This is a genomic window from Arcicella gelida (assembly GCF_034931025.1).
Classification (GTDB): Bacteria; Bacteroidota; Bacteroidia; order Cytophagales; family Spirosomataceae; genus Arcicella; species Arcicella gelida.
Genome location: NZ_JAYGIL010000006.1, coordinates 65918 through 82859, shown reverse-complemented (window position 1 = coordinate 82859; position 16942 = coordinate 65918). Strand labels below are relative to the sequence as shown.

Annotated in this window: 16 protein-coding genes; 5 read left to right on the top strand and 11 right to left on the bottom strand. The window is 34.2% G+C overall.

Going from position 1 to position 16942, the window contains the following annotated elements:
• Window positions 1-8 precede the first annotated feature (8 nt).
• On the bottom strand, window positions 9-743 hold the full coding sequence (locus VB776_RS06565) for a hypothetical protein (RefSeq protein ID WP_323327236.1): 735 nt from the start codon (window positions 741-743) through the stop codon (window positions 9-11).
• 191 nt (window positions 744-934) lie between these two features.
• Between VB776_RS06565 and VB776_RS06560 the strand changes: the two genes are divergently transcribed.
• Window positions 935-1513: a DinB family protein gene (locus VB776_RS06560; RefSeq protein WP_323327234.1), complete on the top strand. Its 579-nt coding sequence runs from the start codon at window positions 935-937 to the stop codon at window positions 1511-1513.
• Between the two features lie 162 nt (window positions 1514-1675).
• Window positions 1676-2962, top strand: a complete 1287-nt coding sequence (locus VB776_RS06555; protein ID WP_323327232.1) for a DUF2851 family protein — start codon at window positions 1676-1678, stop codon at window positions 2960-2962.
• On the opposite strand, the gene upp is transcribed toward VB776_RS06555, so the two are convergent.
• The 5 genes from upp to VB776_RS06530 form a co-directional block, all read right to left on the bottom strand.
• On the bottom strand, window positions 2957-3601 hold the full coding sequence (gene upp / locus VB776_RS06550; protein WP_323327230.1) for a uracil phosphoribosyltransferase: 645 nt from the start codon (window positions 3599-3601) through the stop codon (window positions 2957-2959). The two genes, VB776_RS06555 and upp, sit on opposite strands and share 6 nt — an antisense overlap.
• A 33-nt stretch (window positions 3602-3634) precedes the next feature.
• The gene (locus tag VB776_RS06545; protein ID WP_323327228.1) at window positions 3635-4204 is read right to left on the bottom strand and encodes a pentapeptide repeat-containing protein; all 570 of its coding nucleotides are present in this window, start codon (window positions 4202-4204) and stop codon (window positions 3635-3637) included.
• Window positions 4205-4225: 21 nt separating this feature from the next.
• Window positions 4226-4786, bottom strand: a complete 561-nt coding sequence (locus tag VB776_RS06540; protein WP_323327226.1) for a DUF1003 domain-containing protein — start codon at window positions 4784-4786, stop codon at window positions 4226-4228.
• Window positions 4787-4967: 181 nt separating this feature from the next.
• Window positions 4968-6152, bottom strand: a complete 1185-nt coding sequence (locus VB776_RS06535) for a class I SAM-dependent methyltransferase (protein WP_323327224.1) — start codon at window positions 6150-6152, stop codon at window positions 4968-4970.
• Window positions 6153-6164: 12 nt separating this feature from the next.
• Window positions 6165-6725: a hypothetical protein gene (locus VB776_RS06530; protein WP_323327222.1), complete on the bottom strand. Its 561-nt coding sequence runs from the start codon at window positions 6723-6725 to the stop codon at window positions 6165-6167.
• Window positions 6726-6837: 112 nt separating this feature from the next.
• On the opposite strand from VB776_RS06530, the gene VB776_RS06525 reads away from it, so the two are divergent.
• Window positions 6838-7536 carry a fatty acid desaturase gene (locus VB776_RS06525; RefSeq protein ID WP_323327220.1) on the top strand — a complete coding sequence of 233 codons (699 nt, stop codon included), beginning with the start codon at window positions 6838-6840 and terminating at the stop codon, window positions 7534-7536.
• A gap of 129 nt (window positions 7537-7665) precedes the next feature.
• Here the strand turns inward: VB776_RS06525 and VB776_RS06520 are convergent, their stop codons facing one another.
• The gene (locus tag VB776_RS06520) at window positions 7666-9039 is read right to left on the bottom strand and encodes a M20/M25/M40 family metallo-hydrolase (RefSeq protein ID WP_323327218.1); all 1374 of its coding nucleotides are present in this window, start codon (window positions 9037-9039) and stop codon (window positions 7666-7668) included.
• 178 nt (window positions 9040-9217) lie between these two features.
• Entirely contained in the window at window positions 9218-9994 is a 777-nt protein-coding gene (locus tag VB776_RS06515) for a polysaccharide deacetylase family protein (protein WP_323327216.1), read from the bottom strand.
• A gap of 95 nt (window positions 9995-10089) precedes the next feature.
• Here VB776_RS06515 and pgeF point away from each other — a divergent pair, with 95 nt between their 5' ends.
• Both pgeF and VB776_RS06505 read left to right on the top strand, forming a co-directional pair.
• On the top strand, window positions 10090-10833 hold the full coding sequence (pgeF, locus tag VB776_RS06510; protein WP_323327214.1) for a peptidoglycan editing factor PgeF: 744 nt from the start codon (window positions 10090-10092) through the stop codon (window positions 10831-10833).
• Window positions 10834-11038: 205 nt separating this feature from the next.
• A complete protein-coding gene (locus tag VB776_RS06505) occupies window positions 11039-11209 on the top strand; it encodes a hypothetical protein (RefSeq protein ID WP_323327212.1) in 171 nt (56 codons plus the stop codon).
• A 141-nt stretch (window positions 11210-11350) separates the two neighbouring features.
• Here the strand turns inward: VB776_RS06505 and VB776_RS06500 are convergent, their stop codons facing one another.
• The 3 genes from VB776_RS06500 to nadE form a co-directional block, all read right to left on the bottom strand.
• Window positions 11351-13837 (bottom strand): outer membrane beta-barrel protein, encoded by a 2487-nt coding sequence (locus VB776_RS06500; protein ID WP_323327210.1) that lies wholly within the window; start codon window positions 13835-13837, stop codon window positions 11351-11353.
• A gap of 305 nt (window positions 13838-14142) precedes the next feature.
• Window positions 14143-14907 carry a type III pantothenate kinase gene (locus tag VB776_RS06495; protein ID WP_323327208.1) on the bottom strand — a complete coding sequence of 255 codons (765 nt, stop codon included), beginning with the start codon at window positions 14905-14907 and terminating at the stop codon, window positions 14143-14145.
• 18 nt (window positions 14908-14925) lie between these two features.
• Window positions 14926-16938, bottom strand: coding sequence for an NAD(+) synthase (gene nadE, locus VB776_RS06490; protein WP_323327206.1), 2013 nt, complete (start codon window positions 16936-16938; stop codon window positions 14926-14928).
• Window positions 16939-16942: the final 4 nt, after the last annotated feature.

The window sequence follows — 16942 nt, the reverse complement described above, 5'->3', positions numbered from 1 at the left end:
AAAAAGAATCAACGAATTTTTAACTCATAAGTGAGTTTGTACCGAAAAGTGTTTTTGAGATGCTCGCCTTCAAAGGTTAAATCTACAGGATAGTTTTTCTGAGTACTTGAGAGAGAGTCTAATTTTAGTTCAAAAGTACTTTGTCCGAGTAAATCATCTTGATCGAAACGGTCGGCTACTTTCAAGCCTAAACCAGCAGCTTGTAAACTGGCAAAAACAATTGCCAAAGGTGTTTCGTACTCTGCAATGTTAATAATGGTAGCTGGAATTTTAGCTAAACCTCCTAATTCATTGATTTTCTTGATGGTACTCATTGCTTTTTCGTAATTATCAACTTCCATCAAAATTACAGATGATAATAGTGTACCTTTTTCAGGAATAACAATTTCTAATTTTTTGAATTGATCAGCCTTTACAATTTGCCCTTTTTTTAGGCTTTCTACACCCCAAGAAGTATTCACTACTTTCAATATTTTTTTGTTTTCATCAACTATCGTTAAAGCGTAAGTCAAAGAAACTTCATCTGCAAAACTTAAATCTTCTTCCAAATCAATGGCTTCAATTGATTTAATAGAGATTTCTACAATTTTATCTTTTTTAACCACTGGCGTTGTGGCTGTACTTGTCGTACTGGCTACTTTAGCACTTTTACAAGCAGAAAAACAAAGGCTGATAGCAAAGAAGAATACGAGTTTTTTGAAGGTAAAACGCTTTGCGATATGTTGAAGATGAATAGAAAACATCGTGATAGTGTTAGTGATTTTGTTTATTACTCAAAATAGGGCATTTCTGTGCTTCTTTGCAAATTTTCTTTTATGTGATTGAGGATGTCAATCGTATTCATTAAATCTTGGTATTTACCAACATTTATTATTTGCTTGTGTACCAAATTTGTAACATCAATTTTTAACCTCATCAAATATCTTAATTTGTCATGAAAAGTATTGGAAATCAGTTGTTGATTAGTCATTTAGAAGACAGAGTAGAGCTTCATTTAAAAGAGAGTATCTGTCTGTTTCAGAATCTTCATGAAAGTGTTTTGTTAAAACCTGCTAGTAATGGTGGTTGGAGTATTGCTCAATGTTTAGAACACCTCAATACTTATAGTCGTTATTATTTGCCAGTTATTAAAAAGACATTAATCAATCAACCTCAAAAGGAGGGAAGTATGGTTTTTAAAAGTTCATATTTAGGAGCTTACTTTACGCAATTGATGGAACCTAAAGAAAATATGAAGAAACTGAAAGCCGCTAAAAATCATAGTCCTAATACAAATTTAGATGCTTATGCAGTAGTGGCGGAATTCATAGAACATCAAGAAGAGTTATTGAATTTATTAAAACAAAGTGTAGCGATAGATATGAATGCCATTCGTATTCCAATTTCAATTACCAAATGGATACGGTTGAAACTAGGAGATGTTTTTCAATTTTTAATTGCCCATAATCAACGCCATATCGTACAAGCCAAACGAAATTTATACATCAGTTATAATGTACCTGTAGAAGATTAGCCTTTTTCTGTTTCCTCTAAATGCTATTCATAAATAGTGCAGCAATACACATCCTAAAGTAAATGCTTGATGTAATGTATGTCGAGCATTTCTTTTTGGATTTATGAATAAAAATTCCTCAAACTCATTATTTTTGTTTAAACAATTAATTCTTAAACACTTATGAACGAGGCTTTTCTACATTTTCTCTGGCAGTTTCAATATTTTGATAAATCTTGCCTCCAAACTACTGATAATGAAGTCATTCAAGTAATAAAAATTGGTAGATACAATACCAATGCTGGAGCTGATTTTCAGGATGCTAGAATCCTGATTGGTGAAGTGGAATGGGCGGGTGCAGTTGAAATTCACCTGAAATCTTCTGATTGGAATCTTCACTCACATCATTCTGATGCTGCTTATCAAAATGTAATTCTTCATGTTGTTTGGGAAGACGACAAACCAATTCTTCGAAGTGATAATACTAAAATTCCTACGCTGATACTTTCTGACAAAACAGATAATACTTTAATCAAAAAGTATTCAGATTTAGTAGAAAGCAAAACGCAAATTGCTTGTCAAAACCAATTTCAACAGGTTTCATCCTTGAAGAAATATATCATGTTAGATAAAGTATTGATGCAAAGATTGGAAAGTAAAGCATCAATCATCCACGAATACCTTATCAAAAACAAACAAGATTGGGAAGAAACGGCGTATCAAGTATTAGCAAAAAACTTTGGTTTTAAACTCAATGCCGAACCTTTTATAAGATTAGCACAAAACTTACCGCTAAAAGTATTGAGTAAATATCGTGATAATCTTTTTCAGATTGAAGCTTTGCTGTTTGGCGTGGCAGGTTTTCTTGCTCCGAGTAATGTTGAAGATGAATACCAAAGTAAATTAGCGAAAGAGTTTCAATTTCTTTCAGCAAAATATCAACTACAAAATAAAGTAATGGCTTTGCATGAATGGAAGTTTTTACGACTCCGACCTGCTAATTTTCCAACTGTTCGTTTGGCACAGTTTGCCAAAATTATTCAAGAAAATATCAACTTGTTTTCTGTGATGTTACATCTTGAAAATGTCGAAAACGTTTCTAAAACCATGCGAGTAAAACAATCTGCTTATTGGCAAGAACATTATTTGTTTGGTAAAAAAGCTAATGGAAAAGTAGCAATCATTGGTGAAAGTTCGGTGCAAAATATAATTATTAATACAATTGTTCCGTTACTTGTGTCCTATAGTCAGCAAAAAGATGAAGTACTTTATCTTGAAAAAGCGATTCGTTTTTTAGAAGAATTACCTGCTGAAGAGAATAGTATTACTAAACATTGGCAAATGTTGGATTTACCAATGAAGTCCGCTTTTGATTCACAAGCTGGCATTGAATGGTTTAATGTTTTCTGCCAATATAAAAAATGTCTGTCTTGTGAAGTAGGTATCAGTTTGTTGCGAGAAAAACTATAGTTTCAATCCAAAAGCTAAATCACCAGCATCGCCCAAACCTGGCACGATGTAATATTTTTCATTCAAACAATTATCAAGTGTAGCGATGAAAAGTTCTGCTTCGGGTAAATATTCTTGTAAAAAAGCGATTCCTTCTGGTGCAGCAATGGCAGCAGAAATAATTACTTTAGCAGGTTTGCCATACTTCAATAAAGCTTGATAGGATTTTAATAATGATTTTCCAGTAGCCAACATTGGGTCGATTAAAATAATGGTTTTGTCTGTTAAATCTGGACTCGCCAAGTAATCCATTTCAATCTCAAAACTTTCGTCAGCATTGTGTTTTCCTCTGTATGCACCAACGAAGGCATTTTCTGCTTTATCGAAAACATTGATGAATCCTTGATGAAAAGGTAAACTGGCACGAAGTATTGTCACTAAAACAGGTTGCTGATTCAATAAATTGCTTTGAGCAATTGCTAATGGTGTTTCTACTTCGGTACTTTTGTAAGTTAATGTTTTTGAAATTTCATAAGCTAATACTTCTCCTAGTCGCTCCAGATTTTTCCGAAATCTCATCGAATCCTGTTGGATTTTCACATCACGAAGTTCAGCGATAAAGTGATTCGCTATTGAGTTCTTTGAAGTTAAGATAAACATAGTTTTCGTTTAGAATGAATTTTTATGGTTAATTTATTCAATTACAATATCATATTGATACAGTAAACCTCTGATGCCATCATAAGAAAATTTCGCTTTTTTGATATTATTTTTTTCTGGATTAATGGCGTAATGTTCAGCTGTTCTAAAATCTGTTTGATTCAAATTTGTTTGTTCAAAAACAGTATTTAATAAATCACAATGATTGAAGACTGCTCCTGTTAAATCTGCTTCACTAAAATTTGCATCTTGAATCTGGCAATGTTCAAATTTAGTTTTCTTCAATTTGTTCTTGAAAAAGTAAGTATAATTTAACGAACAATTTTTAAAATATACTGAAAATAAGAATTCTTTACTGATGCTAAAGTCCACACCAATGATTTTACAATCAATGAATTTCACCGTTTTTAAACTTGTATTGTTCAAATTGACGCTACTAAGATTACAACTCTCGAAAGTACAATCAATAAAATCTTTGTTTGATAGATTAGTATTCGAAAAATCACAGTTTTTAAACGTACAACTATCGTATTCTTTACCAGTAATTACTTGTTTTGAAAAGTCGATTTTTTCAAAAATTTGTTCATAAAATTCTTCGTTCATTCTTGTATAATTTATCGCAAACTAAAGCTTTTTGTTCTCCATCTTATCAAGTTTCTTCTTGATTTCTTCCAGCAACGCAAATTGTTTTGCCTGAGATTCGAACAAGGTTTTGATTTGTTCTTCCAACAACAAATCCATTTTTTGTTGTAAACTTCTGATTTGCATTTCTGCTTTCAAGTTAATCAAATAGTCATTTTCACTTCTCATTCTATCTTTTTCTTCCTGACGATTCTGACTCATCATGATGATTGGTGCTTGCAAAGCGGCAATACACGAAAGTACTAAATTCATCAAGATAAAAGGATAGGGATCAAATCGAAACTGAACAAGCATCACAGAATTGAAAGTAATCCAAATCGTTAGAATTACGCCAAACATGATGATAAATTTCCAGCTTCCGCCAAATTGGGCTACTTTGTCTGATATAGCTTGCCCTTTAGTGATTGTTTCGCTGGGTGGATTCAGGAGATTCTGGACAATCAATCGTTCAGATTTTATCGTTTCTTCTACGATTTCGTGGAGCTTATTTAAATGCTGATTTTCATCTGCTAAAAGTTGCTCAAAATTGATGTCTTTTTTCATAAAGTTCTTAAATGCGTAGTGAATAACAACTAATAAAAAGGCTTAAGTCTATTTTTAAAGGGTAATTTGTAGTGACAACTCTTGCAGTTACCATTTCAGGCGAGGCAACCGCCAGGGTTGCCAACAAACCAATGGTCAAACAAACATTTTGAATACTAATTTAATCCTTTGTGATCCCTAATTAGGCATTAAATAAAAGTTTCTCTAAATGATGATATTCTATGCCAAAGTATTCTTTTGTTGCTTTTAATTTTGCTAAAATTTCTTCTTTTTTTGAGGAAGCATTCGGATTTTTAATGCCTACAACCAACACATTTTTAGGTGTATGAGCATCCGAAATAAATTGAAATACTTTCGTTTTATACCCGAAGTATTCCAAAATCATTGCTCTTATTCCATCCGTTACCATTTCTGCTTGTCGCTCTAAAAAGATGCCATACTTCGTTAAGAAATCTAATTCGTTGGATGCTTTATGTTTTTCGATTTCTCTTCTGATTTGTTTATGACAACATGGTGCAACCACAATCAAATCGGCGTTAGCAGTGATTCCTTTGTAAATAGCATCGTCTGTTGCCGTGTCACAAGCGTGCAGAGCAATTAAAATATTCGTACCCGTACTATCATAATCTTCTATTGTTCCTTCTACAAAACTGAGTGTTGAAAAACCAGTATTTTGGGCAATCTTATTACAAAGTGCCACCATGTCTGGTCGAAATTCAACGCCTGTTACTGCTGCTTCAAGTTTCAAGACATTGGTCAAATAATCGTACAAAGCAAAAGTTAAATAGCCTTTTCCAGAACCCATATCGGCTACTTTCAAATGGTTTTGTTGAGGAATATCTTTGATTAAAGTACTCAGAATTTCTATATAATGATTTATCTGACGATACTTGTCTTGTGCATTTTTATAAACATTTCCTGCTTCGTCGGTAATCTTTAATTCGTGTAAATACGGTTTTTCTTGTGGCTTTATTAAGCGATTTTTCGCTTTGTCATGTTCCAAAGAAATGGCTTTCGGATTACTTGAATCCGTTTTACGCAAAACGGTTTTTTGATTTAATTTTTCAATAATCAAATCAAAATTACTTGTAAAAAGCGTAGCGATATTAAAACCTTCTTGCAAAGCATTTTCCACAGCATTGATACCTTCCGACAACGAAAAATTCTTTACAATATCACGAGTTTTGTAGCGATAAGTGAAGCTAAGTTTTTCTTCTTTTTTGATTAAAATTCTTTTAATATAAATATTCTTGAGTTGCTCCTCTGTACCTTTATAATTGCCTAAAGAGATTTTTACGAAGGAATTATCGTGCAGACTTTCCGAGAAAGTACTGATAAAAGTCGCTAAGTGTTCGGCTTGATTCATAATATTTTTAATTTACTCAGCGATGTCAAATGTTTTCGGAATTTGTAATTCTTTGGCATAATAAGCCGTAGCATATTTATGCAGATATTCTAATAAAGTATTCATATCTGCATGAAAATCAAATTGAATATCTGGGTGCATTTTTACCACTTTTTTCAACAAAAAATCTGTTCTTTTCACTACATAAAGTGCTAAAGTATCAGATTTTGAAGAGTATTTTTCAATCCATTTCAATTGTTTTTCAAAACACTCTTTTAATAATTTCAAAGTCAATTCTACTTCTCCGTATTTGTCCTTGGTTACTTTTACATGACGAGTAATTTCTGCATTAGTAAAACGCATATCCATCATCAAATAACCCGAAGAGTAATTGGTGGTATCATATAATTTATCAATCAACACTTTTATATCATCTCTTCTCGACTCCATCGTTAGGCTTTCTTCCACCAAAGTAAAAGTCAATTGTTGGATAAGAATATCATCTTTACCGATGAGTCTCAACAATAGTTTATCTTTCTCTTTCTGAGGCATCGCCACAATTGCCTGCTGTAATTCTTTTTCTATTTTTGCCATGTTGAATGCAAAACTGGATGCTAATGTTTTATCTTATCTTTGTAACAAAGTTAAGGATAAATGAGTTTTTAAAGTATCATTATCAAATTACTTGTTCAGCCACACAGTTTTTATGAAATATAAAGGACTCTTTTTTGCCATCTGTATTATTTCACTTTGGGGCATCTCGCTTGCCTACTTGTTGAATTATCCGATAGATTTTTATAATCCTTTGGTATATGTTTTTATGTTATTGCAAATGCAACTTTATACAGGCGTTTTTATTACGGCACATGATGCTATTCACGGCGTTGTTGCTCCACATAATAAAAAACTCAACTATGCCATTGGTTTTTTGTGTGCTACGCTTTTTGCTTATAATAATTATGAAAAGCTATCGAAGAAACATCACTTACATCATAAAAACGTAGTGAGCGACGAAGACCCAGATTATTATGATGGTAATTTTTTCAGATGGTATTTAAAGTTTGCGTTGGAGTACGTTACTTTCTGGCAGATTTTGTTGATGGCAATTACTTATAATCTATTGAAATTAGTATTTCCGATGGAAAACCTGATTGTCTTTTGGGAAGTACCAGCGATTTTAAGTACGCTACAGCTTTTTTACTTTGGTACATATCTTCCGCACCGTGGCGAACATGAAGCGAATGATATTTATAAATCTCGAAGTCAGAAACTCAATCATTTTATGGCTTTTATTTCATGTTACTTCTTTGGCTATCATCACGAGCATCACGCTTATCCATACTTACCTTGGTGGAAATTGGCTGAGGCGAAGGAGAAAGAGGAATTGAAGGTTTTGAAAAACTGATGAAGCTTGCTTAAAGTGTTTTATTAGCCTGAAAATGGTAGTTAAAGGTCACAGGCAAATTTCCTCTTTTCAGCTTTGACAAATTTTAAATTTGTCAAAGCTGGGAGTCAAAAGCTTTAGGAAGATTAATTATTTCAAATTATCCAACAAATAAATTAAACTTGCCATTGATGCCGCACCCATTTCTAATTCACGTTGGTTTACGGTATCAAAAGTGTCGTTTGAAGCATGATGATATTCAAAATAGCGTTGTGCATCTGGCTTAAAACCTATCAATACTGTGCCTTGTGGTGCCAAAGGACCAATATCAACGCCACCACCACCACGCTCAATTTCATGTAAACCATAAGGTGCTAACAGTGTGCGATATGATTGAACTTTTGCTAATAATTCAGCCGATGCACCTTGCATGCCAAAGCCACGAGGAGTAAATCCACCGTTATCAGATTCTAATGCAAAAATATGCTTCTCATTATTTTGCTTCGCTAATTCAGCATACTTCACACCGCCACGATTTCCGTTTTCTTCGTTCATAAACAATACTATTCTGATAGTATGCCTCGGTTTGATACCCAAATTTTTGAATAAACGAGCCACTTCCATCGACTGTACAATACCTGTTCCATCATCATGAGCACCTTGTGCTAAATCCCATGAATCTAAGTGTCCGCCCACTACAATAATCTCTTCTGGATGTTCAGAACCTTTGATTTCCGCCACCACATTGTGCGAAGGAGCATCTGGTAAAGTTTCGCAAGACTGTTTGAAATAGAATTTTGTATTCGGATTTTCCTTTAAAGTTTTGCTCAATAACGTAGCCGCATTGGTACTCAAAGCCGCCGCAGGAATTAATGGTACGCCCGTTGCATACACCATAGAACCTGTATGTGGGAAATCATTTTCAGTACTACTCAAAGAACGAATGATAACGCCAATCGCTCCTAATTTTGAAGCTTCATTGGCACCACTACGACGTTGGTCGCCAGCTTGTCCATAAGCTTCAAAAGTATTAATCTTAGTAGGATCCATTGGGCGATTGAAGAAAATGATTTTTCCTTCGCATTTTTCTTTGCCCAAAGCTCTTAGTTCTTGAAATGTTTTTACTTCAATTACTTCTGCTGTAATGCCTTTTTTAGGCGTAGCAATTGAACCACCCAAAGCTACCAAAGGCACTTTAATTTTCTGTTTGCCATCTAAAATATAGCCTTCTTCTTTAGCTCCACGCACCCAATGTGGCACCATGACATCTTGTAAAAAAACTCGGTCGTAGCCACCGCTTTCTAAAAGCGTTTTTCCCCATTGCACTGCTTTTTTAGCACCTTCCGAACCACTTAATCTTGGACCAACATTGCTGGTTAAATCACGAAGCCATTCATAAGATTTGCCATTTGAGAGGGATTCGTTAAAGAATTTACGAATCACGGTTGAATCATTATCTTGTGCAAAAGAGGATAATGATAACGATAAAATTAAACTTGTGATGAAGGTAGTTTGTTTTTTCATTTTTTATTGGTTGATGATTTCTTTTTAGTTTATGAGCTCATGAGTCAATGAGTTTATTTAAAAATATGATTAACAAGATTAAAAATCTTATTAGAATTAATGAACCCACAAACTTAAAAAGCGATTCCCACTCATAAACTCATAAACTCATAAACTCATAAACTCATAAACTCATAAACTACAAAGAATTCATTGTGAAGTATTGAAGTTTCAATTTAGCACTTTCTGACAAGATTTGCTCTAAAAAAAAAATATCAAAGCCATATTCTTCGGGTTTATGAGTGATTTTACGCAGAGGCTTATGACCAAAAAGCATCATAACAGATTGTTCTTTTTGTGCTTTTGCTAAACCTTTTTGAATATCTTCAATCGTCAGATTAGCACTTACATCAATGATTAAAGCATTTACTTTTCGAGTATCATCGTGATGATGATAGATTTCGTCCATATTTTCCACTTCACGTCGATAAGTAAAACCGAAGATGTTTCTTTCTTTCATCGAAACATCACGTAGCAAACTAAAATGTTTTAACAATTCACGGTCGATATACCAAATCTGTGAGCCACCGGGATGTGCAAAAGTAGTAGGAGAGAAGTCTTGTCGCTTCATTGTTTTCAGGGCTTGGAATACTTCTTTTTGCATATATTCTTCTAAAGAATGTTCCCAAACATAGTTGATGGAACCTATGTGCATCGCACCATGACAGCCGATTTCATGTCCATCAGCTTGTAATTGATGCAACATTTCAATTTCTTCAGTCGATAAACTATCAGGTTGCGTAATGTAAAATGTTACTTTTGCATGATACTTTTTAAAGAGCGGTCTTAATTCAAACCATTCTTTAATAAATCGGTCATCAAAAGAAAGGGCGATTCCAGCAGGTCGGGGAGCTTCTTTTTCTTGACAACTGATTAAAGAAAGAGCAATTAAAATATAAACGATGTTGAATTTCATAATTAGCTTTTTACAAACCTGTGAGGTTTTTAAAACCTCACAGGTTTATTAATCCTCTAGTCTTCAAGTCTTAAAATCCTTAAGGTCATAAAAACATGTTTACCAAACCCCGAATATTTCAACAATTCCCTAAGCTAGTTGTCGCAGAAAGTACTCGTAAAGATGGCTACAGCGAAGCACCTTATACTTCATTGAATTTAGGATTGCATTCAGGGGATAATCTTGAAAATGTGTATAAAAATAGAGATAAATTCTTTGAAGCACTTGGCTTTTCTGCTGAAAAGGTAGCGTATTCCTATCAAATACATGAAGATAAAATATTAAGTACAACAAAAGCAGGTGCTTACGAAGGTTATGATGCTTTGATTACCAATCAAGCTGATATATTTGTCGCTGTTACTGTGGCAGATTGCACCCCTATTTTGATTTATGATGATAGACAAAAAGTTGTAGCTTCCATTCATGCAGGTTGGCGAGGAACTGTTTTAGGAATTGTCACTAAAACCATTCAGCAAATGGCGACAGATTTTGGCACAAATCCAGCAGATTGTTTTGCATACATTGGTACTTGTATAGATGAATGTTCTTTTGAAGTAGGGGAGGAAGTAGCCCAAAATTTTGAGGAGAGATTCAGAAGATTTGATGCTGAAAAAGCTAAATACTTTGTCGATTTAAAACAAGCCAATCAGGCACAATTGCTAGAAGCAGGAGTACCCGCCAATCAAATTGAAGTATCTACATTCTCTACTGTTTTAGACAATGAAAGTTATTTTTCACACAGAAAAGAAAAAGGGAAAACAGGAAGAATGTTAGCCATTATTGGCATAAAAAATGATTGATTTCTAAGAATAATTAAATTTAATTGCAGTATTTAAAGAATCTCTATTGGAATAGTTATATTTTTTGTAATTGTAAGAACTAATATTCGTAACTTTGTGTCTGTCAAGTAATTAACTCGGATTAAACGATTATCACTTTTTTATGTGAACCTCAGCTTAGAGTATCAACAATCATTAACCGTGTATCATTAAACAACACAAATTTATGAAATACTATCCTTTATTGGCCGAAATGATTCTGGAAGAATCAAAGAGCCACAAAACAGAAAACTTGAAAGCATCTCAAGCAAATGATGCTAATAAAAGTTGGTTAGAGCGTTTTTTTGATTTCCTAACGCCATCTAACATTCACGTTGCCACTAGTTACAATTTATAGATTAACTAGAGGTTTTCTTACAAAAGGAAACCTCTTTTTTATGGTTATTAAAACAAAAGAGAATGCCTTTTACGACATCCTCTTTGAATTTTCTGATTAAATAGATTTGAGTTATTTCTCACTGTAATGAAAAATCAATAATTAGTTACCGCCACTTTTAACACGACCTTTTTCATCTTCTAAGCCAGTTTTACGTTGGCGTGCGGCAGCAACTTTACTATTTCCAAAACGATATGAGAAGTTTAAGCGAATTACTCTACTTTCCCATTTATTATTTACTTGTACGTCAATATCATTGAAAATGAATGAACCACGGAACTGGTTACTCCAGAATACATCGTTAACATTTAATTTCAATGTAGCTTTATCTTTCATTAATTTCTTTTGAATCCCGAATGACATGGCTCCCATTGGACGACCAGCCAATTGTCCTTCAACAAATGGGGACATATACCAACCACTCAATTCTAAACTATACTTTTTAGGCAAGGTAAATTGATGTGTCATGTTTACTTGATAAGTAGTTGCACGAGCATCCAATGGTTGAAGGACAGTCGATGAAGTACCATCTGAAGCAATAACTGTTTTTGGAATGTCGCCCACATAATGGTTATTGTACAAGTTCAAGTAAGTATTACTAAACCACCATTTGGTAATTGGCACAGGCACAGAGAACGAAATTCCAAGGTTTTCAACATAACCAATGTTGATTTTTGTTACGTTCGTTGTTTTCAAAGTGTTGTTTTGTTCCAAAATCTCTGTCATGATTCCATTGGTACGGCTGAAATTTACAGTTGTTGTAATGGCATCTTTGAACGTGTGCGATACTTCAAAAGCGTTGGTATATTGTGGTTGTAACAATTCATTTCCTCTTTGGAAAGTATATGGATCAAGAAAGAACAAGAACGGATTCAAATCTTCATAACTTGGACGGTCGATTCTACGACTGAATGAGTAACCCAATTGATGATCTTTTGATAATTTCTGACGGAAAAATACACTTGGGAAAAGGTTTGTATAATTTCTTTTCAATAATTCTTTTCCTAATAAAGTACCTTGTCCGTTGGTATTTTCAACTCTCAATCCTAACTGCATGCTTATCTTTTTGAATTCCTTAGAATAGTTTAGATAACCAGCATTGATGTTTTCTTTATAAACAAAATCTCGAGTACGAGTTGGGTCATTTATAGGAGTATTGGCATCGCCCACTAAGAAATCAAAACGCATATCATTGCCAGAATGCACATAACTTGTTTTTAAGCCAGCCTCAAATTTTGACGTTTTATTGATAGGATAAACCAAATCCGTTTTGAAAGAGTAAATATTGATTTTTGAACCTGTTAAACCATCTTCGTTTCTTTTCTCCCGTAAAATGTTTTGAATATCATACTTTGAAGTACGATACTTCATCGAATTATCAGCATTGTAACGAGCGTAGTCTAAATCTGCTGTGATTTCTCTACCAGTTGAATCAATTACATGTTTGAAGTTCAAATTGGTTGAGTAATTTCCCCAACTGTTATTAATACTTCCTAACGTTCTTGAAGTAGTATCCAATTGAGCCATCGAATTTTTGATTAAGGTTTCGTTATTCAAATCTTCGTTCCAATTTCCATTCATTCCATTAAACAAGAAACCAATTGTATTTTTTTTGTCAAGGAAATAATCAGCTCCCATTTTGTAAGAGAAAGAGTTATTTCTACGGTCATTGTTACCTACTTGATCAAAACCAGAAATTACATTGCCATTTTCAAAAAACTTACGATTGATTGATTGGATTTGGAAACTTTTGCGGTCGTTTGCCGAGAAATTACCAAAAACATTTACTTTGCCATTTCTGTAGTTTAAGTTTAAGCCAGCACTTTCTTTAGGTAAAGATTTATAAAAACCGTAGCCTAGCCCAATATTTGCCGAACCATTCAAACCTGTATTTTGATTCTTTTTCAAACGGATATTAATTACACCGGCATTTCCAGCAGCATCGTATTTTGCAGGCGGATTGGTCATGATTTCGATTTTATCCAATTGAGAAGCTTGCATATTGCGGAGCATATTGGCTAAATCACTAGCAGACATATACGTTGGTTTGCCGTCTAACATTACCATTACATTTTGCTTTCCTTTCAATGAAATGTTCCCGTCTTTGTCAACAGTAACCCCTGGAGATTTCTCTAAAACTTCAATGGCTGTATTTCCTGCTGAAACAATTGAGTTCTCAACATTCACAACAGTTTTGTCGATTTGCTGTTCGATGAAAGGTTTTTTGGCGGTAACCTGTACTTCTCCCAGCTCGTTTGAAGCCTCTACTAATACTAATTTTGTCAATTTAATATTAGGCGTTTCTGAAGAGATAATAAACTTTGGCGTGTAATATTTTTTGTAACCTAATTGCGAAATATTGACGATATAAGTACCATAATTTACTTTTTCGAATTCAAAATTGCCATTTACATCGCCTAAAGCCCCTTTTACTAAAGATGAGTCTTTTGCGTTTAATAAAGTAATAGTAGCAAATTCTACAATTTTACTTTTATCGTCCGTGATTTGTCCTGAGATTTTTCCCTGAGCTTGTGCCTTAATATTAGCTAAACTAAATATGGTAAGGATTGCGTAAAAAAATGTTTTCATGATGAGTGAATTTTAGGTTTTTAGATTTATTGGTTAAACATCTGGATGATTACTGATTCAAAATTAATATTATGCCAACTACCTTGTTATGCAAACTACTTAATCGGCTTCCCTAAAGGATAAATGGTTTGTTATTTACCGTCAATGAAAAATTGAAACGTTAAGGGGAATGATTTGTAGCTAAGATGCAGCCATGCAGAAAAAGGTTGCAGATAATTTTAAAAAAAACTAAAAAAGATTTTAAGACAAAAAAATAGGCGGTTCAGTATATCAACTAAACCGCCTATTGAGGATGAAATTTTACTTTATTTTACAATTTCAGAAATGATTTTTAGTCCATTTAAGGTTAGTAATTTATCTACTTCATCAAATTCATCACGAAGTGGCGTTAGAATAGACGATAGTCCACCAGTAGCTAAAACGAGACAATCTTGCCCAACTTCTTTCTTGATTTGCATAATCATTTCACGAACCATTCCTACATAACCCCAAAGAATGCCTGCTTGGATAGCATGAACTGTGTTTTTGCCAATGGCAGATTCTGGCATTACTAAAGGTACTTCTGGTAATTGTGCAGTGTTTGAAAAGAGCGATTTTACAGCCGTTTTTAAACCTGGAGCAATGGAAACACCTAAAATTTTACCTTCGCCAGTAACAACAGTGAAAGTTAAAGCTGTACCAAAATCTACGATTAAACACGTTTTCTTATAGGTATAATATGAATAAGTAGCATTGCAAACCAAATCTGTACCGATTTCATAAGGACTTAAAATTTCCATTTTTAATTGCTCATAGATTTCTGGACCAATAATAATTGGGTCGAGACCAAGCATTTCTTGAACTGTTTCTTTCAAAACATGTTTTAAATCTGGCACAACGCAACTAATAATCGAGCGATTGATTTCTCTGATTTTTAGGTTGTTTTCCAAGAAAAATAAGCGAAGTTTTGCTTCAAAATCAGAAGAACGACGAGAAGAATCAGAAGGAATTCTGAATTGATGAATCCATTCCTGCTGATTATGAATCCCGAAAACTACGTCGGTATTACCAATGTCTATGGCTAAAAGCATACTTTCTAGTTTATAATATTAAAAGCCAATTTTGCCTCTTCTTTTTCCTTTTCCTGAATTATTGGCATACTCTAACATTTCATCAATCTCTTTTTCAAAACCGCCAGAAAGAATTGGGAATCTTAACCAACTCCTTGGATCAAGGTTGCGGTCGTCCACATGGAAACTTGGTGCATAGCGTTCACGTTTCCATTGATTTCTAGCAAAAAGTTTAAAAAATCTTTCGATAGAAGTAACTAATTTTTCACGAGGATAAACGCCTTCAAATTCCATTTCCATGATTTTTAAACAATCTGTAGGCGATTTTTTATCACGAATGGCAGAGGTTTCAATGGCATTTAATAAATCATAAGGCATTAAATCTTCTTCATCAATCTGTTTGGCTTCTAATGGACGCAATTCGGCAGTTGGTTGCAAATTATTCATGGCATTCAAGCCTTTTATTTTGTGTGTTCCACCTAAACCAGTGTTTTCCAGCCAACGCAACCAATGACGTAACCAATGCTTGTCGATACCCGCAATCGGCGAAATTGAACCAGAAGTATCGCCATCCATCGTAGCATAACCAACCGATGCTTCAGAGCGGTTTGAAGTAGATAAAAGTAAAGCATTGTTGATATTTGCCAACAACCAAGCACTTGGGCTACGAACCCTCGCTTGAATATTTTGTAATGCAAGGTCGTCAGTCTGCCAAGATAAATCTCTTCCAATAGCACCTTGAATTAGCCCTTTGTAAGTTTCCACTAAACCATTGATGTCAATATCATAAAAAGTAGTGTTCAAATCTTTTGCCAATGAAGTAGCAGAATGACGAGTATCTGATGAACTATTTTGTGTTCCTTGATAAATATTAGTAATCAAAGCGGCAGATAATTCTGCTACAGAATTACAGTTTTGAATCGCCTTGATGTATTTTAACTTCTGTTTGAAACCATCCAGTCCCAATTCTGTAACAGCCATTTCGATAGCCAAGTAACAAAGAGCAGTAATAGCAGAAGAATCAGCACCACCAGAAAGTGAAATTACCCAGCCATTTGAACGTGATTTTCTTAAATAATCGAATAGAGCTAAAGCAATAGCTCTTGCAAATTCTTCTTCTTTCTGAAAGCCATTTGCTTCCCAATGTTCTAAAGCATAATGATTTTTGAAAGGAGTAATCTCTGGATAATCAAAAAGTACTTGAACGGCATTACTTGCTTTGAATTGGAAAAGATTTTGACTTTGTTCTAAACGAATTTTATCTAAATCAATCACAGCCGAAGTCAAGTAATAATCTTTGTATGAAAACCTTGTACCTGAAACGAGCATTTCGCCCGCTTGGGCAATCATGGCATCTCCATCAAAGATGGCTCTTCCAGCTTCATTTCCGAGCAAATTCGCATAAATATAGGCAACTCCAAAAGCACGAGAACCATCTTGAACGAGGCATTCACGAGTTTGCGTTTTAAAGAAAGCAAAATGTGAAGCCGTCGGATTGAGAATAATATCACAACCTTTTAAATAAAGTTCTCTTCCGGGACGATTCGCCACCCAAGCATCTTCACAAATTTCAAAACCAATTTTTACGCCACCTACCTCAAAAATTAAATCTCCAACAGGATAAGTAAATTCACCGATTCTTAATTCAGTTTTTTCCCCCACTGGCCAATGTTGAAACCAACGAGTTTCATAATGAATACCATTGTTCGCCAAGGTTTTCTTGCAAGCGAAGCCTCTGATTTGTTTATTAACAATTAAACAAGCAGCGTTATAAATATGATTATTGATGCGAATGGGCAAACCTACACAAACCGCAATGCTTGACGTATGTAGAACAATATCCTCTAAAACATCTAAAGCACTGTCGCAAGTACCTTGTGCGTAAAACATATCTTCGCAACCATAACCAGTAATGCAAAGTTCGGGTAAACACAAAATGCTGATGTCTTGCTTTTTTGCTTCCTCAATACAGCTAATGATATTGTTTTTATTACTTTCCCATGCCAGAGGTGTTTGGTTAACCACTCCAGCGGACACTTTAATTAGATTCATATTT